The organism is Bacteroidota bacterium (genome assembly GCA_016706865.1).
Classification (GTDB): Bacteria; Bacteroidota; Bacteroidia; order Chitinophagales; family BACL12; genus UBA7236.
Genome location: JADJIS010000001.1, coordinates 602487 through 623625, shown reverse-complemented (window position 1 = coordinate 623625; position 21139 = coordinate 602487). Strand labels below are relative to the sequence as shown.

At 35.9% G+C, this 21139-nt stretch carries 16 protein-coding genes; 4 read left to right on the top strand and 12 right to left on the bottom strand.

All coding sequences use genetic code 11. The features are described 5' to 3' along the window. Window position 1 precedes the first annotated feature (1 nt). From IPI31_02525 to IPI31_02490, 8 genes are all read right to left on the bottom strand, one after another. Window positions 2–766, bottom strand: coding sequence for an ABC transporter permease subunit (locus IPI31_02525; protein ID MBK7566678.1), 765 nt, complete (start codon window positions 764–766; stop codon window positions 2–4). Further along, window positions 753–1478, bottom strand: a complete 726-nt coding sequence (locus IPI31_02520) for an ABC transporter ATP-binding protein (GenBank protein MBK7566677.1) — start codon at window positions 1476–1478, stop codon at window positions 753–755. Before IPI31_02520 ends, IPI31_02525 begins: the two co-directional genes overlap by 14 nt. Then, complete coding sequence (gene nosD / locus IPI31_02515; GenBank protein MBK7566676.1) at window positions 1475–2722, bottom strand: nitrous oxide reductase family maturation protein NosD; 1248 nt, start codon at window positions 2720–2722, stop codon at window positions 1475–1477. The genes IPI31_02520 and nosD overlap by 4 nt, the downstream gene beginning before the upstream one ends. 22 nt (window positions 2723–2744) lie before the next feature. Next, a complete protein-coding gene (locus IPI31_02510) occupies window positions 2745–3176 on the bottom strand; it encodes a nitrous oxide reductase accessory protein NosL (protein ID MBK7566675.1) in 432 nt (143 codons plus the stop codon). Then, complete coding sequence (locus IPI31_02505; GenBank protein ID MBK7566674.1) at window positions 3173–3754, bottom strand: hypothetical protein; 582 nt, start codon at window positions 3752–3754, stop codon at window positions 3173–3175. Before IPI31_02505 ends, IPI31_02510 begins: the two co-directional genes overlap by 4 nt. Window positions 3755–3826: 72 nt before the next feature. After that, a complete protein-coding gene (locus IPI31_02500; GenBank protein ID MBK7566673.1) occupies window positions 3827–4396 on the bottom strand; it encodes a fasciclin domain-containing protein in 570 nt (189 codons plus the stop codon). 34 nt (window positions 4397–4430) lie between these two features. Then, window positions 4431–6413: a Sec-dependent nitrous-oxide reductase gene (gene nosZ / locus IPI31_02495; GenBank protein ID MBK7566672.1), complete on the bottom strand. Its 1983-nt coding sequence runs from the start codon at window positions 6411–6413 to the stop codon at window positions 4431–4433. Between the two features lie 32 nt (window positions 6414–6445). Continuing rightward, complete coding sequence (locus tag IPI31_02490; protein MBK7566671.1) at window positions 6446–6943, bottom strand: cytochrome c; 498 nt, start codon at window positions 6941–6943, stop codon at window positions 6446–6448. A gap of 174 nt (window positions 6944–7117) precedes the next feature. Between IPI31_02490 and rfbA the strand changes: the two genes are divergently transcribed. From rfbA to IPI31_02470, 4 genes are all read left to right on the top strand, one after another. Then, window positions 7118–7978 carry a glucose-1-phosphate thymidylyltransferase RfbA gene (gene rfbA, locus IPI31_02485; protein ID MBK7566670.1) on the top strand — a complete coding sequence of 287 codons (861 nt, stop codon included), beginning with the start codon at window positions 7118–7120 and terminating at the stop codon, window positions 7976–7978. A 192-nt stretch (window positions 7979–8170) separates the two neighbouring features. Then, window positions 8171–8566 carry a four helix bundle protein gene (locus IPI31_02480; protein MBK7566669.1) on the top strand — a complete coding sequence of 132 codons (396 nt, stop codon included), beginning with the start codon at window positions 8171–8173 and terminating at the stop codon, window positions 8564–8566. A gap of 340 nt (window positions 8567–8906) precedes the next feature. Further along, window positions 8907–9941 carry a UDP-glucose 4-epimerase GalE gene (gene galE, locus IPI31_02475; GenBank protein ID MBK7566668.1) on the top strand — a complete coding sequence of 345 codons (1035 nt, stop codon included), beginning with the start codon at window positions 8907–8909 and terminating at the stop codon, window positions 9939–9941. 11 nt (window positions 9942–9952) lie between these two features. Continuing rightward, entirely contained in the window at window positions 9953–10801 is an 849-nt protein-coding gene (locus IPI31_02470; GenBank protein ID MBK7566667.1) for a DUF475 domain-containing protein, read from the top strand. Between the two features lie 74 nt (window positions 10802–10875). On the opposite strand, the gene IPI31_02465 is transcribed toward IPI31_02470, so the two are convergent. The 4 genes from IPI31_02465 to IPI31_02450 all read right to left on the bottom strand — a co-directional run bounded on the left by IPI31_02465 (window position 10876) and on the right by IPI31_02450 (window position 21076). Continuing rightward, a complete protein-coding gene (locus IPI31_02465) occupies window positions 10876–12006 on the bottom strand; it encodes a saccharopine dehydrogenase NADP-binding domain-containing protein (GenBank protein MBK7566666.1) in 1131 nt (376 codons plus the stop codon). Between the two features lie 180 nt (window positions 12007–12186). Further along, window positions 12187–12756, bottom strand: a complete 570-nt coding sequence (locus IPI31_02460; protein MBK7566665.1) for a group 1 truncated hemoglobin — start codon at window positions 12754–12756, stop codon at window positions 12187–12189. A gap of 35 nt (window positions 12757–12791) precedes the next feature. After that, on the bottom strand, window positions 12792–13238 hold the full coding sequence (locus IPI31_02455) for a hypothetical protein (GenBank protein MBK7566664.1): 447 nt from the start codon (window positions 13236–13238) through the stop codon (window positions 12792–12794). 209 nt (window positions 13239–13447) lie between these two features. Beyond that, window positions 13448–21076: a PKD domain-containing protein gene (locus IPI31_02450; protein ID MBK7566663.1), complete on the bottom strand. Its 7629-nt coding sequence runs from the start codon at window positions 21074–21076 to the stop codon at window positions 13448–13450. Window positions 21077–21139: the final 63 nt, after the last annotated feature.

The window sequence follows — 21139 nt, the reverse complement described above, 5'->3', positions numbered from 1 at the left end:
ATCAGATATCTTTTTTTACAAATTTGCGTAAACTTAAGAGTAGCGGAATAATTATCCAAAATCCGATTGCAATAAAACAGGAAATAATACCATTTGCGGATCCAAGAAAATTATTAAAAACGGCTCCTGTATAACCCATAATCGCCGCAACATCTAGCTGCATCAGCAATATTATCCTGATAAGATCAACCGGATTAAAAAAAGCGAGTGCCAACACAAATTTTTCTATTGGATAATCACTCAAAGCAAACATTGTAATTAGTACTAAAGCATCATAAATAAAAACAAAATAAAACCACAATAAAAGTGCAACTCCTATCCCTTTGGCCTTATCTCGTGCAAATACGGATGCCAGAAAAGCCAGAGATACAAATACAAAGGTTAAGGTAATTCCCCCGCAAATCAATAATAATCCTGCAGCATTAGGTGCAAAAAGTAAAACCGGAATTCCGCATCCCAACAAAAAGGCAACTGCAAGCGAAATGCTTACGCCAAAATACTGACTAATAAAAAGTTTTTTCCTTTTTACAGGTTGTGCTAAAAGTAATTCGGTAAATTCATATGAATTGTAATAATAAGAGCTTGCAAAAATAATACTGAACAAGGGGAGAACGATAAGTACAATATTCAATAAACTACTTATTGATTTAATTGGATTATCGTTTAAGGAAAAGAACCCCAGGGAAATTGCAAGTAAAAATGCAGTATAGGCAATAAGTATTTTATTGCGGATAATATCAAGAAATACATATTTAATTATTTTCATGTACTACTTTTATTTCGGTCATAATTTTTGCAATTGCCTTGCTTAAATTTTGAGTGCCTGTTTCTTTGATCAATGAATCCATGCTTTTAAAGAACTCCAGTTCGCCGTCGATGAGATATACCACGTGTGTTGTTATTTCTTCAAGATCGGCTAAAATATGGGAGGATATAATTATGAGTTTGCCTTTTTCTTTCTCATTTTTAATTTTATCTTTTAATAATTCTGCGGATAATGGATCCAATCCCGCTGTTGGTTCATCCAATATAAGAATATCGGGGTTAAACATAAATGCAAGCGCTGCATTTACTTTTTGTTTCATGCCACCGGAAAGTGCACCCAAAGGTTTATTGATAAATGAATTGATCTCAAATTGTTCGATAAGCTCACGATCGATGTTAATTTTTTCTTCCCTTATATCCTGAATCATATTAAATAGCTGGCCTACTTTCATATTATCCGGAAAACGGACAATCTGTGGCATGTATCCGATCTTTTTTCTGTAATTCCCTGTGAAAGTTATTTTTTCGCCCATTACCTCAATTGTTCCTTTATCAGGAAAAACCAATCCAAGAATACATTTCATCAGCGTAGATTTTCCCGAACCGTTTGGTCCTATTAATGCGATGGATTGTGAAGGGAATAAATTTACTGATACATTTTTTAATGCGGCTATTTTATTATAAGTTTTGCTGATGTTTTGTATTTTGATCATAGATCAACTGCTTTCATAAGTGGTTTATAATCTTTGATTCTGCTTTCATCTACTCCAGGTAACACTTTCTCAGAACGATCGAGCAAATAAACCATTAAACTTCGGTATAATAAAATCGAATAAGGCATTTTTTCAATAATAACGGAATATAAACTTACGGGAGTGTATGGAACATCACCAATGCCATTTTTATCAAGATCATAGCCTTCATATTTGTCCCAATAATTGCCATTCAGGTCGTTCATACTTAAAGTACCGTTTGTGGCTATATCAAAGGTGTTTCCTATAAAATTATTTTGTGTCATTTGTACATCATAACAATTCGCTTGCATGCTGCATGCCCGGCCATTCGCTTGAAGAAGATTGTTTTTTATCACCAATCTGTTTGATCCTTCCATATATAAAGCTACAGTATTGTTGCTAAAAATATTATTTTCAATCTGCGCATCGGTTATTTCTTTAAATAAAACCCCATATGCTGCACCTCCCTCACTATAACTGAAAATATTATTTTTGATCGTTACATTCTTTGAAAACATTACTGCCACACCCGATCCATTTTGAGTGAAAGTATTTCCGGTATATTCATCGTTGTTGGAAAACATAAAATGAATTCCGTAACGCAGATTCTTTGTGCTGATATTATCATACACTCCGGCATGTGTAACAAATTCAAAATATATTCCATCCCTATAATGTTCGATGGTGTTATTTTTTATTGTTAAACTATCGCTTTTCCACACATGAATGCCATTTCCTGACCGGAGCTCCTGCACTGCACTTGCTTTGAGTTTATTGTTTTTGATAACGCAGTTTGAAACCTGTAAGAGATATATTCCAAAACAAGTGTTTTCAATTGTATTTCCATCTATAACACAAAAACTTGCAGATAATAATTTTATGGCTGCCCTGTCGTCCATGCTGGAATAACCTGTATTTTTTAGAGTGAGCCCCTTGATATTTACATGATCAGAAGCAATAGTAAAAATCTCAGTCTTATTTTCGCCATCTAAAATCGCATCAATCTCACCAATAATGGAAAGAGGTTTTTCGATCTGAATATTTCCTTCTTTATATATTCCTTTGTTTATATGAATAACATCAAATGGCTGTGCTTTGGTTATAGCCTGTTTAATAGAAGATAATTTGGATCCTTGTATTACATACAAAGTATCTGCAGAAGCAGTGCTAAGAATGCTGATGAAGAATCCTATAAATATTATTTTAAATATGCCTGAAAACATTTTACAATATAATTTAGCGGACTTATTGAATTACCTCTACCAGCAGTCGTGACATGCCGTTGTATTCCCCTTGAATTTTTGTCAAGCCACCACTATCGGAAAGAGCTACTGTTTTTCCATTCATGGGGGTATGTAACTCTTCTGAATAAAAAAATAATGCTTTATCTGCGGGAATTAATTTATCCGGGTGATAATAATCGGAAACGAGTATAAATTTAACTTCATCCTTTGCCAACATATTTACAGAAAGATAATTGTTTAAACAATGGAGATCATCAAATATAAAAGTCCTCCCTTTATTTGTCACAATTTCTCCGGCGTATTTCTTTTCCATAACTGTCATTTTGCAATTTTCACAAGTATCAACACCTTCTGTAATAGGTTTCGATTTTATACTGCATGCGGAAATAAAGGTGAAAAAAACAATTAGTGTTGATATGCCTGAATATTTCATAATTTACGATTTTGTTTTTTAATTTGCCAGATGCGAATGCCTAAAATGATACAAGCCAAACTTACACCTGCAATATAAAACCATCCACCCCCATGAGGATATGAATATGCGCCAAAATTTAACAATTGTTTATAACCAATTAAGGGTGGCTGGTAGGTCATTCCGGGAACCTGAATAGCAGCATGAGGATCCAGGTTATGGCCATAAGCATATTCCCATCTATAAAAATCTACCAATGCTAAAATGGAAAACAACACTAAAAAAATTGTCCATCCATAAAATATTTTCCAATTTTTCAATACTGCAGTTAATATACCTGTAAGCAAAATAAATCCCATAGCAAATGGTAATATTTTAAATTCCGGAAAGGTGCTTTGATCTATAATAGCCATTCCGATATAGTGATTTAACCCATTTATAATTTCAAGGTCGCCGCTAAGTTTATGCAACCATATATACAGAGTAAGACCCTCGGGATATTGTGGAGCTGTTAGATAAATTACCCAAAATGGAAATTTAAATGTTGCCAGAAAACATAGCGATGCTATTAATACTCCGATTCTCGAAGCTGTGGACATTTTTTTCATTTGCCTGATTTTTGAAGTTGGACCGGTGAAGAGGCCGGTCCAACTATTTATTATTGGTCAGATTTATTTGCTTGCCGGTGGTAATAAAACTCCATCCACAACATAAATAATTCCATTTGATGCGGGAATTGTTGCTATGATATTTACTTTTTCATTGATCACAATTCTATCACCCAACATACTTATTTTGATATTATCACCATTTGCCATTCCAATATTCTGACCATCCTGCATGTATTCGGTTTTATATCCGCCAACAGCAACATGATATTCCAGAATGTTTTTCAATACAGCTTTATTTTCTTCTTTTAATAGATCATCAAGTGTTCCTTCTGGTAATTTATCAAAAGCTGCATTTGTTGGTGCAAATACAGTAAAGGGACCTGCATTGGAAAGATCATCCACATATTCAACATGTTTTAATGCAGCAACCAAAGTGGTGTGATCCGGAGAGCTCACCGCAACTTTAACAACATCTTTTTGTGATTCATCGTCAACAACAGATTCTTGTCCTCCGCTTTTAACCATGGTAGTGTCATCTTCTTCCACCATTGCATCTTCTTTATTACCATTGCATCCGTAAAAGAATACAACTATTGCGGTAATGCAGAGAATATATTTTAACTTATACATAACTTTTTATTTAGTGGTGAATAAAAATTATTTTCTATTTACCGGCCGGTGTTACAGCTTCCCCGGTTTTTCCTGTACTGAATATAATTGGCACACTGGAACCTGCCGGTGATACTCTTATATATCCCTGCATTTCCTGATGCAAAGCGGAACAAAAATCTGTGCAATAAAATGGATATACACCCACTCTGTCGGGATACCATTTTAGCGTTTGTGTTTCACCCGGCATAATTAATAATTCTGCATTATTTGCACCTTTAACTGCAAATCCATGCGGTACATCCCAGTCTTGTTCAAGATTTGTTACATGAAAATATACTTCATCACCAATTTTTACACCTTCAATATTATCAGGCACTAAATGCGAGCGAATTGCAGTCATAAAAATATGTACTTTATTTCCTTCGCGGACTACCTTGGCCTCTTTTTCCTGTTTAGTTGCATATGGATGATTATTTTCTTCCAGCTTATAGATCTTTTTCGAATTCGGCATTATCAGTTCTGCAGGGATAGCTTCCGCATAATGTGGTTCGCCAATAGTTGGAAAGTCTAATAATAATTTCATTTTGTCACCTTCAATGCTATAGAGTTGTGCTGATTGATTAAGTTCAGGTCCGGTTGGTAAATACCTATCTTTGGTTATTTTATTATAGGCAATTACATATTTTCCCCAGGGTTTAGAAGTAGGACCGCCCGGTACTGATAAGTGACCTATGGAATAATAGGTTGGAACGCGATCAATAATTTCTAAACTCTTTACATTCCATTTCACAATTTCAGAAGAAACAAAAAATGAAGTGTATGCATTTCCTTCATTATCAAATTCGGTATGCAATGGTCCTAGACCTGGTTTTTTAACTTCACCATGTAAACATGATTCGTATTTTAATACTTTGATACCATCGTATTCCGCTTCAAAATCATTATTTGCAATTGCTTTCTGAATTTTTTCAAACGAAAATACAGGAATTATTGCAGCTAGTTTTCCGCTACCAACTATATATTGTCCCGTTGGATCAACATCGCAACCATGAGGTGATTTAGGACAAGGAATTAAATATAATATATCTTTTAACTCCTTTGGATCAAGTACCAATACATCAGTCCTAATTTCGGAAACTGCAGTTTGTGTATTCTCATCAAAATAATTATGCGCATATTTTACTTTTTGCGCTTTTGCTTTTCCTTCTTTAACATATTGTTCTGCTTTTTTCCAATTAACGGCAAGAATAAAATCTTTATCTTTCTGACTTGCATTTACTTCTAATAATGTAAATGCTTTTTCAGAATTATAACAACTGAAAAAGAACCAATCGTGTGAAGGCCCTTTTCCACCTCTTGCAAGATCTGTATTTAGTGGTGGAATTTGTATCTGAAATGAAAGATCCATCATACCGCTTTCTTTATCCACTCCAACAAAACTTAAATAACCTTTAAAGTTTTCTTTATAACTGGAAATAGAAACGTCTGGATTTGCTCCATCATAATCGGGAGGATAACTGAATCGAGTACCCGCAATGGTGTATTCGGTATTTTCAGTGATAAAAGGAGAGGAGTGATTACCTGAACTGTTAGGCAATTCGATTATTTCAGCTGTTCTGAAGGTGGTCATATCAATTCGTGCGATACGCGGTGTATTGTTTCCGTTTCCAAATGCCCATCTGCCGTCATGCACTCCATTAGTAGTGGAGAGGGCAATATGATGCAGGTCATCCCAAGGAACCATACCATGAGAGGTCATCAGCATAGGTTTTGTTTCTTCGCTGTATCCGTATCCGGATTGTGGATCTTCGGCAAAAACCGGGATTACACGGAATAATCTGCCGGAAGGTATACCATAAATGGCCATTTGGCCACTGAAACCTCCCGAAACTACACTATAAAATTCGTCGTATGAACCCGGAGCAACGTACACCTTCGAGGCGGCATCTCCGGTTGCAATACTGCCGGTAGTCTTGGGTTTGCACCCATAAACCCCTGCAATTATTACGATAAGTAATAAGCTTAAATTTTTCATAATTTGATATTTTTTAGGATTGTTTTCAAATGTTATTTTACTCCGTCGTTACTTCGCATATATTCCAATACATCACGTGCATCGCCGATAGATACATTTTGATTTGGCATGCGGGTTAAACAAAGCTCAAGTAGTTTTTGAGCCTCAGGGTCCCGCTCTAGCATAACATCTGCATTGGTGGTCATATTCATGATCCATTCCGGTTTGCGGCGGGTTGTAACGCCTAGCCAGCCAGGTCCTACAAACCTCTCAGAAGTGAGTTTATGGCATGATGAACACTTCATATCATATACATCTTTTCCGCGTTTTACACGCTCCTGTTCCAAAGGAACACTCAGTGAAACCATTTTAATTTCACCAATTCCACGTCCGTCGTTGATCATTTTTTGCTGTTCGGTTTCAGCGCCCATCATGCTTTTAGGTTTTTCAGCAGTTTGAGTTGTACCTGTAGTTGTAGTTTCTTTTTTGCCGCATGCCGTTATAAAAACCATTAAACAGAGAGTCAGGGAGAGATAGATTATTTTTTTCATAATATCTTATTTAGAAATTCAAAATTCGATAAGCATGAACTTATGATAGATGATAGTAATCAAATGATAAGGTGATATAAATCACCTTTTTTGAATTGACACTTTTAGATTGACAATTTCAACTTAGCCAGGTATGTTGCCCGATTGAATATCTTTGCCAAAAAACTAACACTTGTGAAAGGAATTATTCTAGCAGGAGGATCAGGAACCCGTTTACATCCTATTACATTGGCAATTAGCAAGCAATTGATGCCAATTTATGATAAACCCATGATCTATTACCCCTTGTCAACATTGATGATGGCAGGTATCAATGAAATACTTATTATTTCCACACCATACGACCTGCCTGGGTTTCAAAGGCTTCTTGGTGATGGAGCCAGAATTGGTTGTAATTTCAGTTATGTGGAACAACCCTCACCTGACGGATTAGCACAGGCCTTCACCCTTGGCGCTGATTTTATAGGAAATGATAAAGTTGCTTTGGTTTTAGGAGATAATATTTTTTATGGCGCAGGAATGGGCGAATTGCTCACGGCAAATAATAATCCCGATGGTGGAATTATATATGCCTATCATGTAAGTGATCCCGATCGTTATGGAGTTGTTGAATTTGATGATGCAGGAAAAGTAATTTCTATTGAAGAAAAACCAAAAATTCCAAAATCAAATTACGCAGTTCCGGGATTATATTTTTACGATAATCATGTTGTTGATATTGCAAAAAATTTAAAACCAAGTCCTCGTGGCGAATATGAAATTACTGATGTAAATAAAGAATATTTAAATCAGGGAAAATTAAAGGTAAGTGTATTACCTCGTGGTACTGCCTGGTTCGATACCGGAACATTTGATTCCTTAATGGCAGCATCACAATTTGTACAAATCATAGAACAACGTCAAGGACAAAATATCGGATGTATAGAAGAAATTGCATTTCGAAAAAAATTTATTAATGCAGAACAGTTGGAGAAGATTGCTGCGCCATTGATGAAGAGTGGGTATGGAGGGTATTTGATGAGGTTAATAGGGTGAGGTGGGGATTTGGGATGAGCGATTTGTTTGGGGCGGACTGTCCTTTAATGTTTTTTATTCCTTGTTCTTTATTCATTATTTTTTAAAAATTTTGTTATAAATTTGAATGATAGTTAAAAAGATTTAAATTGTTATTTTTTTGTTCCTTGATTTTCTGATATTAGTATTTTATTTATCCTTAAAAACAAATAAATGAATAATCCCAAAAAAGACGTTAAGTACGATTTGGAAGATCGACTTATAGAATTCAGCGTTCTTATTTTTAAAATAGTTGATTCCTTGTTTAATACAAGAGCAGGAAATCATATAGCTGGTCAACTGGTTAGATCTGGGTCTAATCCGGCATTACATTATGGCGAAGCTCAGAGTGCAGAGTCAAGAAAGGATTTTATACATAAGATTAAAATCTTGTTAAAGGAACTTAGGGAATCAAGAGCTGCACTAAAGCTTATTTACAAAACGCCTTTAACAAATAGTTTGGAAATGGTAGAAAATGGATTATCAGAAACCAATCAACTTATTTCTATTTTTATGGCAAGTGTGAAGACGGCGAAAAAAAATATGGAAAAAGAGGAAATGAATAATTAATAAAGAATAAAGAACAAGGAATAAAGAACATCAATCGGAAAGACAACCCGGTAGATATTCCTTCGTAGGAGAATTATATTAATATCGAATAAAGAACAAGGAATAAAGAACATCAATCGGAAAGACAACCCGGGAGATATTCCTTCGTAGGAGAATTATATTAATATCGAATAAAGAACAAGGAATATCGAACACCAATCGGATAGACAACCCGGGAGATAATTCTCCGTAAGCCTAATAATGAATAAAGAACAAGGAATAAAGAACATAAATCGGATCTCCTCCCCATAACATTTTCATCACATCAAAATATTTTTAACCAAAGAACAATATTTTAACTTTGTCTACAAAAAAAATACTCATCACCGGCGGAACCGGATTCATCGGCTCTCATACCATTATCGATCTTTTAGAAAAAGGATTTGAAGTAATTTCCATTGATAATCTTTCCCGCTCGAAACAGATAATTGCGGAAAGAATAAAAACGATAACACAAAAAGGATTTACCAATTATCGCGTGGATTGTCGTGATCTTCCTAAATTGAGAAATATTGTTTCAGGACATTCTGATATTGTTGGAATAATTCATTTTGCAGCCTTTAAATCCGTTAGTGAATCGGTGCAAAAGCCATTGATCTATTTTGATAATAATTTAAATTCTACCATCAATATTCTGCGTATTGCAGAGGAATACAATATTCCGAATTTTGTATTTTCTTCTTCTTGCAGTGTATATGGAAATACTACTGAATTGCCCGTAAATGAGTTAACTCCGGTTTCCGCTCCGGAGTCACCTTATGGATGGACAAAATTGTTGGCGGAACAAATGATTTCAGCGCATGCAAAAACCATTTCTTCCAATTTTATTTCTTTGCGCTATTTTAATCCGGTGGGTGCACATCAAAGTGGATTGATAGGAGAAATACCTTTTTCAGAACCTGAAAATCTAGTGCCGAATATTACACAGACAGCTATTGGCAAAAAGGAAAGTTTCACAGTGTTTGGAGATACATATGATACCCGTGATGGAAGTTGTATCAGGGATTATGTGCATGTTATGGATATTGCGGAAGCTCATACTTTAGCTTTGCAATATCTTATTGATAATAAAAATGCAACCAATTATGAAGTTTTTAATCTTGGCAGTGGTGTGGGAATTTCTGTACTTGAATTGATACATGCATTTGAAAAAGTGAGCGGCACAAAACTTAATTATTCTATCGGGGAACCAAGGGAGGGAGATGTTGTTTCTATTTATGCGAATAACAATAAAGCCAAAGAAATTTTGAACTGGCAATGCAAAAGAGATATTGAAGAGATGATGCGTTCAGCCTGGAATTGGGAAATGGAAATGCAAAAAGAACAAATCAGTTAAAAAGAAAAATTATGGAAGCAGGGATATTATTATTTGATTTTGTTGAATTTTTCGGTCATACGCCTACACAAGCAGGTATTATTGTTTTTAATTTGATATTGATCGAAACAATGTTAAGTGTCGACAATGCATTGGTAATGGGTACAATGGTTATGGATCTTCCGAAAAAGGAAAGGGGAAGAGCTCTTCGTTATGGAATTTTCGGTGCATATTTTTTTAGAGGACTTGCCTTACTTCTTGCTTCGTGGCTTATACAAGTGGTGTGGTTAAAAGCTGTTGGCGGATTGTACCTTTTATATTTATCTGTAGATTTTTTCCGAACAAAATCAACCCCGCAAACCGGAGATGATACACTCAATAAACAAAACAATTGGTTTTATAAAAATACAGTTGGAAGAATAGGGAATTTCTGGAGCACTGTGATTTTAGTTAATATAATGGACCTTGCTTTTTCCATTGATAATGTTTTTGCGGCAGTTGCTTATACGGATAATATTTGGCTTATTTGCCTGGGGGTATTTATTGGAATTCTCGCTATTAGATTTGTTGCACAAGGTGTAATCAAATTATTGGAAAGATTTACGTTTTTAAATGCCTCTGCATTTTTTATTATTGCCTTGCTCGGTTTAAAACTGGTATTATCTTTTTTATGTCATGAATTTGGGAGAGATACTCCTTTATGCCATTTTTTGGAAAGTGAACGCACCGATTTGTATTTTTCATTAATAACGGTTGCAATTTTTATTGTTCCGGTATTAACGAGCTGGTTATTTAATTTCCCTAAAAAACATAAGGAAATTACAACAGAAGAATTTAAGGAATTTCAAGAGGAAGTTGACGAAGCGGAAAAAGAAGATTAATTTTTAATAGCCACGGGTGGTCTTGGCCCCACGATGTTACACGCAACGAACGCTTTGGATAGGTGAATGTAACATTAATGCACCGTTTTTTGCATTCTATAATTAATATTTCTTTCCTTCAAATAATTAATCATAGTATTAAAACAATTTTCATCCTCCCCAACAAATTCAGGAGTAGAAACACCCTTACGTGTAAATTTATTTTCCAAAATTAAACGAGCTGCTCCGGTGCAGGTATATCCTGTTGTGCGGGCCATGGATGATGTTTTGGTAGCGGCATCATATCTGTCGAGCAGATCGTATGTATAAGTTACCTGTTTATTATTTTCTAAACCTGAAACTATAACGCGCATTACTGTAAATTCTTTTTCCTCATCACCTAATTTCCATTGCGGGAATAATAATTTACTCGTAAGATCAAGCGGACGTATTTTTTTTCCTTTAATATCAATTTCCTCTTTGCTGAAAAAACCCGATTCGCGGAATACGCGCATTAATTCAATATGGCCGGGATAACGCAAAGTGCGTTCAATCATATTCGGAATATTGGGCATTGTTTTAATTAAGGATCGTAAGCCATCCGAATTAAATGCTTCCAATGTTCCGATATCTTCAAATTGCATCAACTCGGGTTCGCTAAGTGCGGGTTTTGTAATTATTTTACCATCAACAACGAAACGCGCCGGTCGTGTATATTCTTCCAGTACATCCGCAGGAGAAAAGGGTGCTTTATATTCGTAAGGCCAAATGCGGGCAGCGGGTAATCCTCCAACCAAACAAATAAAATCGCTTACCTGCATTCTTTTATTGTGGTATCCCAGAATAATATTATCCATGCCGGGGGCAACACCAATATCCATTACAGCGGTAACATTATTTTTTAAGGCAACATCATTTAATATAAATGGATCCTCATCAAAAAAAGAAATATCGCTGGTATTTTTTCCGGATTCAATTACGGTTTTAAAGGTTTCAAATCCCATAAATCCTGGAACAGCTCCTATCACAAGATCTTTATCTGCAATTAATTCTTTAATGGTTTCTTTATTGGAAAGATCGGCCTTGATAGTTTTAATATTGTGCGGAGATAATTTGGAAAGATTTTCTTCGCTGATATCCGCTGAATATACTTCCAGATCTTTGCTCAGATCAATCGCCATAGCTCTTCCAACCATTCCTGCACCGAGAACAATAATTTTATTCATCATACAAATTTGTACAAAACTATAATAATGTACTTACATTTTAAACAATTCTCGATTTCATGATAGCAACTCCATAGCGATCGGATTAATTGGAATGATAATATTACAAGATCCAGGAAATTAAAAAGCCGCTAAAATAGCGGCTCTTTTAATTTCACATTTATATAATTAATTTTTGCATTATAGTTGAACTATATCTGCCCTGGTTGTTTCTAATAATTCAACAAGATCATTTATCAGATCAGTATCAGTAACTCCGTTTTGTGATAAACCTACAGCAATATCTCCAATAAATGCATCAAAATCAGCATCCGTAGCAGCCATTCCCATCCTCGAATTTACTGCAGGTGCATGGGCATCTTCCATACTTAAACCTATATATGCATAATCAGGATTTGTGGAACCTGTTGCAGAACACAGAAAATCAGTAAAATTATCACTCAATGCAGTGAAACCGGACAGATCACCTGTGCCAACTTCTCCAAGTAATACCGGAAAAAAAGCTGCCATGGATGGATCAGCTGCAATAACAAAAATAGAACTGTCAACTACAGAACGAAGTGTTAATCTACCCTGTTCAATTTGTGTTCCTGGATTAGCAGGATCGTCAACCATAGTTGTTCCTCCAACTCTTTGATAAAGGGTTGGATCTGCAGGAGTGGGATCCGGTTGTTCATCCTCTTTACAAGAAGAAGAAAAGGTTACTATCGCCCCAAAGGATAGTATTAATAGTAGGTTTTTTGTCGACATAATATTTATTTTTTATAATTGAAATAATGTATTTATTAAAATATGGAAAACATGACTTTATAAACATTTAATAATCCGCTTGTTTCGCCGTTTTTTTGCATCGCGGGACAACCACTGTTAACCTTATCAGCACTTACATAAAAAGTTTCTCCAATTACGTGTGTTGCCTGAGTTAATAATTTAAATACTGTTTCCGAATTTTGTTTTCCTGCATAATAGGAATAAACAAGTATATCATCTTTTATATTGAAATAACTTTTTTGTATTCCTTCTATTCCATTTACAAATGTTTGTATTTGTTTCGCTTCTGTGGAATCAATATCTTCTTTAAAATCAATGCGACTTAATTGTATTTGGGGTTTTGATAGCTCATTTTGGTAAAAATTGTCTGTTACATAATACAGATGAATTCCTAAGGAAAGGAAAAGTATCACGAAAACGGATAATCCAATCAACCCCCATTTTAAGATTTTACCTTGCATAACAGTCATTTGGGGCTATATACGTAAAGTTTGGAGGTCTGGTTTTTTTGTCTTTATTTATTTTGTAATTGTGGAAGAAATTCAACAATTAAATTTTCTGCCCATGATATAAGGTCAGTTTTATAATGTTTCGAAAAATCTGTTCTTTGTGTAGTGTACAATAAAAAAGAGGCTATCCTTTTGAGATAGCCTCTTTTTAAATCATCTAATTACCTTGATATGATCAACCGTTCAACAGTAATTTCACTATTTCCCGAATATTTAACAAAATATATTCCGGAAGGAAGTGTTTGAATTTGAATTTCAAAGGTATTTGTTCCTTCTGATAATTCAACGAATTCCGATTTTACAATTACTCCCAATTCATTTGTAATGATAAGCGTTCCACCTTCACTGTAAATAGATTCAATTCCAACCTGCACATAATTATTTGCCGGATTAGGTGCAAGCAACATCGACAGTTTAGCATTTGAATTATCATGAAGTTTTGGTGCAGCCACTGTTTTTACTTTAAAGCGGAAAGTACAAGGTGTGCATTCCACGCCTCCACACACCGGATAAATAATTACATCATAATTTCCATTTAAAGTTGGAGTATATGTTACAGGGAGACCGGTTCCGGTTAAAATTGTAGTGCCATTTCTCTTAATTATCCATGTATATGTTGCAGCACATTCTCCGAAACAACTGTAAGCACCGTTTAATGTAATTGGAACATTTATTTTCCAATTATACTGGGTTCCGCATGGCTGATTATGCATTGTTTTGGTTGCATTGCTCACATCAAATAATCCCCATGATCCACAATCACAAATTGGCGCATCTACTACAACAAATCTAATTGTGCATGTGCCGCATTCGGTACCATTACAAGATCCTGTAAATGTTAAGAAGTAAACACCCGGAGTTGTTAAAGTAAAGGTTGGTAAACCTGTTCCTGACATTGTAACAGGACCTGATAAAGTCCATTCAATTTCTGAACCACAAACTGCTGCATCACCGATACATAAATACCCTCCTCCAACAAAATTTATATTTGAACCTACCGGAACATCATTAAATATACTGCCACAATCTGCAATTATAGAATAATCAGCAACACCCGGCACGTCAACTATTGCACTGAAAGATTCCCAAGTTCCGCAATCACAGATCGGCGCTTCAACAACTCTGAATCTAATTGTACATGTTCCGCATTCAGTACCATTACAAGAACCTGTAAATGTTAAGAAATATACACCAGGAGTTGTAAAAGTAAAGGTTGGTAAACCTGTTCCTGACATTGTAACAGGACCCGCTAAATTCCATTCAATTTCTGAATCACAAATTGTCGCATCACCAATACATAAATATCCACCTGCAACAAAATTAATATTCGTACCTACAGGTATGCTGTTGAAACTGTCTCCACAATCTGCAAGTATGGAATAATCAAATGCGCCCGGCACATCAACAGTAGCTCCGAATGAATCCCATGATCCACATTCACATGTTTCTTCCACTACAAAAGTAATTATACAACTATCACATAAATTACCTCCGCAATATCCATAAATGGTTAACACATAAGTTCCAGCAGTTGTAGTTGCAAAGGATGGTAATCCGGTTCCTGAAGCACTAATCGGACCTGTTACATTCCATGTAAGAGAACTGCCGCAAATTGCAGGATCGCCTATACAATTAATTCCACCGGTATTAAATGAAATAAATCCGAATGGTTCAATTCCGGAATATGTTCCACCACATTCCACATCATAAGTATCAATTCCACCACCTGATTCATCGGTTAAATTAAATGGAATAAATGTTCCACATTCACATGTTTCTTCCACCACAAAAGTAATGATACAACTATCGCATAAATTACCTCCGCAATATCCATAAATAGTTAATACATATGTTCCTGCAGTTGTAGTTGCAAAGGATGGTAATCCGGTTCCTGAAGCAGTTATCGGACCAGTAACATTCCAAGTAAGTGATCCGCCACAAGTTGCAGGATCGCCTATACAATTAATTCCACCGGTATTAAATGAAATAAATCCGAATGGTTCAATTCCGGAATATGTTCCACCACATTCCACATCATAAGTATCAATTCCACCACCTGATTCATCGGTTAAATTAAATGGAATCCAGGTTCCACAATCACAAGCCTCATCTGCAATTTCAAAATAAATTACACATGAATCACACATGTTGCCATTACATGAACCATATAGTGTTAATGTATAAGAACCTGCCACGGAGAAATTAAATGTTGGATAACCTGTTCCCGATCCGGTTACCGGTCCATTCATTGTCCAACTAATTACACTTGTGCATAAAGAATCTCCGATACAAGTATATCCCCCCGCATAAAATACAATGGTGTTACCCACCTCAAAATCAATTGTATCTCCGCAATTCACGTCACCATTTATTGCATCAAATGAATCGAAACTAAATGTGGTCCATTCACCGCATGCACATGTATCGCATTCCGGTAATGTTATACAAATACTATCCATTGTATGACAACACCATCCCGTTGAATCAGCTAAAGTAAGATCAAAACAAATGGTAGTTCCAGGTGGATATATTCCTGGATCAATAATTACGGTTCCTGAATAAGAACTATCAGGTAATACAGGTGATGCAGGTAATATCGGATTTGGAATAATATTTACAAATGGACTTACGCTTGTAAATACTATCATGCTAACTGTTTGCGGACTATTATTTGTAAATGTATAATTATAAGAATATGTACCATCCTCATTACAAATTATATTTCCTACAATTTCCCCGCAAGGATTTTCCGTAGGAGCATTACAATAAAATATTAAAGTATCAACACAAACAATACTATCACCTTCCATTGCTCCTGGCACCAACCAATTAATTACCACAATTTGCGGACTAGGTGTGCCCGGTGCGAGATTTAAACAAAGTTCAACAAGAGATGTTATTGTTCCGGTTGGAATAAATCCGGAATTCGGAGTAAACGTCATTTGTGATGCATTTCCTGATCCTGACCAGGTTCCTAAATAAGTAAATCCGAGTTGTGCAGAACCGATAGTAGCACCAGGTGTTACAGGAACTATTTGTATTCCTGAAAAATATGTAGATGAATAATTATTGGTGATGGAAATTGTTTTACAACATTCATCCGTAGAATCTGTATGCACACTTATAAATTCACATGGATCGCAAACAGGAACAGGAATACAATAAAACGACGTATCATGACAACAAGAATCTGTATTGTATAATGATGCCTGGAAACAAATTTCCGATGGAAGTGGTCCCGGAGGATAATTAACTGTTATAAATATAGGTGCTGATGTTTGTCCTTGTAATAAAGTTAAAGGCACAATATAAGTTGGCGACAAACTAAATGGCGAATTAATATCGTGTAGCCATAAATATGTTGATGTTGCGGTATTGTTATTTGTAACTAAAAGTTCGATGGTAAATGTACCGTCTTCATTACAATAAATAGTATCTTCCAGATCGAAACAATCGGTTGAATCGCAATCAAGAGGAGTGTATTCAAACTGAGTCGAATCAACACAACCATTAATTGTAGTTGCAGTTAATGATACCGTATATGGAATTCCATATATCGGCATATTTAACGGACTTAAAGTTAAATTTTGTGTTGTTGCAACTGTAACATTATTTATTTGCCAATTATAAGAAAGCATGTTTGGTGGTCCATTAATAATATTCGGCACAGGATTAATACATGCAGAATCACAACCAATTGGCAACATACTAAGGTCAGGTAATGGATGAATTGTTACCAAGGAAGCAGCAGAGGCAGTACAACCGAGTGCATCGGTAACAGTTACACTATACGTTCCGCTTGAATTAATATAAACAGGATTAAATGTATCGCCATTGCTCCATAAATAACTAATTGCAGTTGGCGAATTTGCCGTAAGTTGAATGGAATCGCCGGAACAAACTCCACTTGGGTCACTATTTGTAATAAATACTGTTGGTGAAGGATTTACAAGAATTGATATTGCTGCAGAATCGCTGCAACCTGTTGCAAGATCAATTGCGCTTAAACTTATAATATGTATACCCGGAGATAAAAAATTAAGTATAATACTATTTCCTCCAAAGGTAGGAGTTCCATCAACCACCCAACTTAATGTATAAAATCCAGTGAGATTAGAATTAATTGTAACAGGATCGTTGCTGCAAAGTGGATTAGGTGAAGCTGTTAATGCAATTATTGGTGTTGGATTAATTATTATGGGTGCAATATTGCTTGTAATTACACATCCATTTATATCAGTTACCTCAACAGTATAATTTCCTGACTGAGTTGCAAGATAGGAATTAGAAGTTGCACCGGGAATTAATGTTCCGTTATTATACCATTGAAATAAAGTATAAGAACCTGCTCCAGGAATTGTAATTAAAGTTGGTCCGCAGGAAGGTGTGGCATAAATTAAATTAAATGGACCCGGAGGCGCAACTATATTAATGGTATCAAAAACAGTAACTGTACATCCATTTGCATCTGTTCCTGTAACAGAAACAATGTAAGGTCCTGCGGCATTAAAAATGTGTTGAGGATTTTGAACATTGGAACCATAAGTATCACCAAAATCCCAACTCCAATCTACTATCGGTCCACCTAATGTAATTGCACTAAAATTAACAGGACCATTACAACCTGTAGGAACTATTGTAGCAGAAATTGAAGGGCCGTTCACAACAATATTATTTGTTGCAATTGCCTGACATCCGGCTGCAGTAAATACATTTAGTGTAATTGTGTATAGGCCGGGCAATGCATAAGTATGTGGTCCCGGAGTTGCAGAAGTAGTGGTAAATCCATCACCAAAATCCCAGAAATGTCCCGTAATTGCATACCCTGGTAAAAATGTTGAATAATCGGAAACTGTAACAGTATTACAAATAATATTTACATCAAAATCCGCAGCAACCGGAACAACAATAGTTGTACATGCTGGGGCCGGTGGACAACATCCGGGATCTGAATTTGAATAACAAACTGTGTAATAACTTGCAATTGCATAAGTATTTGAAATAGTATTGCCGGAGCCGAGATTTGTATCTCCAAAATTCCAAAATGGTGTGCCGGTGCAAGTAGAATTTGCCGTAAAATTATATACATTACAATTTGGATTTCCCTGCACGGCACTTGGTGTATTATTTACACAAAGGCAATTTGTTGGAAGCTCACAGGTATCAGGTGGAGGTGGGCATCCTATATTGTAGTAAACTGTGTTTTGACAACCATTATTATCAGTAACTGTTACCGAATATGTTCCAACTGAATCTTCAGCTATTGAACTTGTGGTAGCACCTCCCGGCGACCATAAAAAACTATATCCTCCCGGACCATTTAATGCTACTAAATTTACAATATTTTGTAATACTCCATTAGTATCGCACATTCCAATATTTGATTGAGAAATAATTGTGTATGGCTGTGAAAATGCTATTACATTAATATAGTCTTTTGCTGTGCAACCATTTGCATCTGTTCCAACTACATAATAATTTCCCGGTAGAAAAACAGTTGCTGTTGGTCCACCCAAAGGATTATTAGAAGCATCAAACCATGAATATCCTGTTCCACCTGTTGCAGTGAGAATAGTATTTGATCCTGGACAAAATGGTGCTGCACTCGCATTAATTACCGGAAGCGGATAAATTGTTATTGGTAAAGAATATGAACCCGTTAATGTTAGGCATGTTGTTTCTGTAACTGTAAGCAGAACATTTTGTAAAGCATTCGGAATTACAGAATGCCATTTAATTGTGGGAGTTGCAGTTCCTTGTCCGCTCAATATTGTTCCTGCGCTTGGAGGAGTAATTGTCCATACTACATTTGATAAACCGGGATAACTTAAAATTGCAGTATATATTTCATTTTGATCGGGACAAACTGTTTGATTTCCCGTAAATACAGGAGCAGGAGTTGCCGGTGCATTTAAATTAATTACGGTTGTTGCTGAACATCCATTTTCTGTTACAGTTAATGTTAATGTTCCACTTGTAAATCCTGTAGGTAATGTTAAATTGAATGGATTTGTATTTCCTGATGCTACATTAAATGCAACATCAATAAAACTCCAACTATAAGATACGCCGGGTGAATAACCGGAAGTGGAATAGGAATAAGTTCCCTGAGGACAAACTATTGTTGGTCCGGTAATTATTGGAGTAACTGGATTTGGTTTTACAACTATTGTAATTATCTGTGGATTGTTACAAACAGAAGCAGCGGGAATTGCATTTGCAGTTACAGTAAATGTTCCAACTGTATTAAATACAAAAGCTGCTGAGGTTCCTGTTTGCGGCGAATTGCCCGGTGAGGTAGTTGTCCAATTGCAATTATTAGCAGACGAAAAAAATGTTGGCGGATTATTAACACAAACACTTGTTGGTCCAAATATGCTGAAGTTTGGTCGTACTTTTATTATAATGGTATCAGCACCTTCGCAATCTAAAATATCATTCACCATATTACAAATAAGTGTATAATTTCCAGGCATACTAAAAGTAACTGATTGAATATATGGAGGAGTATTATATGGTAATATTGTTGTAACTGCTGAAGGATCAATTAATGTCCAAGTGTATTGTGATCCTGGAACATAAGGTGCATTATAAGTTTCTGTTGCGCCAACACAAACTACTAATGGACCTAAAATATTAAAGTTGCCATTAGGCATGATTGGTACTGAAACTGTTGTTGTTGATGCACAAACTGCAGGAGAACAACCTGATACGGTCAATGAAATAGTTCCAACCGGACCAGGGCCCCAATCAACAGTTATACATGATGTTCCCAGGCCGGAAATTATTGTTCCACCGGTAACTACCCATGTATAAGTACAACCTGTTACACTTGTGCAATATTGCACTTCGGGTTCATTGGAACATACCGGAGTGATACAAAAAATATCTGGTCCGGGAAGCTCACCAACAACTACGGTAATTGTATCGCTGTTACTGCAACAATCGGTACTTGCAGTTAAAATAACAGTATAAGTTCCTGGTAAGGAATAACTGTTTGTTACATTAGTAGCTCCAAGAGTTGTTGTGAAATTACCATCTCCAAAATCCCATGTATAGGAAGTAAATGGTCCCGTTGAATTATTGATAAATGTGATAACTTCATTCAAACATGCATTTATTACACCTGCAACAATTGTTGATGTTGAACCAATTGCAACAGTGCCGTTTGGATATGCTGCAATACCATGCACACAAGTTATTTTACTACTGCATCCGGCAGCATTTGTTTCTTCTAGGCATAAGGACCCGCATTCACCTAAACCGGTTCCTCCGGCGGTGTTCCATTGCACCATTACCGAATTTGTTCCCTGGCCGCTTATTATTGTTCCTCCGAATATTGACCAGATGTAGGTACTACCGGGAGTGTTTGTTACAAAATAATTCACGATCTCATCAACACAAAAAGTATCGCAAACCATATCGCCACCTGGAATCCCTCCTGCTCCATCACTAATGGAGCAAGGGTTTAAAGTGTATTGAATATCAGGTTCAGGTATTGTATACGCATTTATAATAAATGTTTCTGAGCCAGTTCCGTTATTCGCAGTCAGGGTATAGGTTCCTGCTACTGTCCAAGTAATAGTAACTGCATTGCCGACAGCGTTAAGCGTTGGCCCTGTTGGTGCAATTGTCCAAGTTATAGTCCCGGTAAGATTTGTTGTATAAGTGGACGAGGTGCCTAAACAAACGGTAGAATCGCCGCTAATTTGGGCAAATGAGGTCAAACAAAGGATGGATAAAATTGCACTAAACAGTAGGTGCTTTGATAATTGGGGTAAAGTAAACATAGAGTTTGGATTTAGATGATACAAATATGAAAACTTAGGGGAAGGAATTTATTGCAAATGTGT

Coding starts and splice junctions, on each gene's coding strand:
- IPI31_02525 (MBK7566678.1), bottom strand. CDS start 766: ATGAAAATAATTAAATATGTATTTCTTGATATTATCCGCAATAAAATA.
- IPI31_02520 (MBK7566677.1), bottom strand. CDS start 1,478: ATGATCAAAATACAAAACATCAGCAAAACTTATAATAAAATAGCCGCA.
- nosD (MBK7566676.1), bottom strand. CDS start 2,722: ATGTTTTCAGGCATATTTAAAATAATATTTATAGGATTCTTCATCAGC.
- IPI31_02510 (MBK7566675.1), bottom strand. CDS start 3,176: ATGAAATATTCAGGCATATCAACACTAATTGTTTTTTTCACCTTTATT.
- IPI31_02505 (MBK7566674.1), bottom strand. CDS start 3,754: ATGTCCACAGCTTCGAGAATCGGAGTATTAATAGCATCGCTATGTTTT.
- IPI31_02500 (MBK7566673.1), bottom strand. CDS start 4,396: ATGTATAAGTTAAAATATATTCTCTGCATTACCGCAATAGTTGTATTC.
- nosZ (MBK7566672.1), bottom strand. CDS start 6,413: ATGAAAAATTTAAGCTTATTACTTATCGTAATAATTGCAGGGGTTTAT.
- IPI31_02490 (MBK7566671.1), bottom strand. CDS start 6,943: ATGAAAAAAATAATCTATCTCTCCCTGACTCTCTGTTTAATGGTTTTT.
- IPI31_02480 (MBK7566669.1), top strand. CDS start 8,171: ATGAATAATCCCAAAAAAGACGTTAAGTACGATTTGGAAGATCGACTT.
- IPI31_02470 (MBK7566667.1), top strand. CDS start 9,953: ATGGAAGCAGGGATATTATTATTTGATTTTGTTGAATTTTTCGGTCAT.
- IPI31_02465 (MBK7566666.1), bottom strand. CDS start 12,006: ATGAATAAAATTATTGTTCTCGGTGCAGGAATGGTTGGAAGAGCTATG.
- IPI31_02460 (MBK7566665.1), bottom strand. CDS start 12,756: ATGTCGACAAAAAACCTACTATTAATACTATCCTTTGGGGCGATAGTA.
- IPI31_02455 (MBK7566664.1), bottom strand. CDS start 13,238: ATGCAAGGTAAAATCTTAAAATGGGGGTTGATTGGATTATCCGTTTTC.
- IPI31_02450 (MBK7566663.1), bottom strand. CDS start 21,076: ATGTTTACTTTACCCCAATTATCAAAGCACCTACTGTTTAGTGCAATT.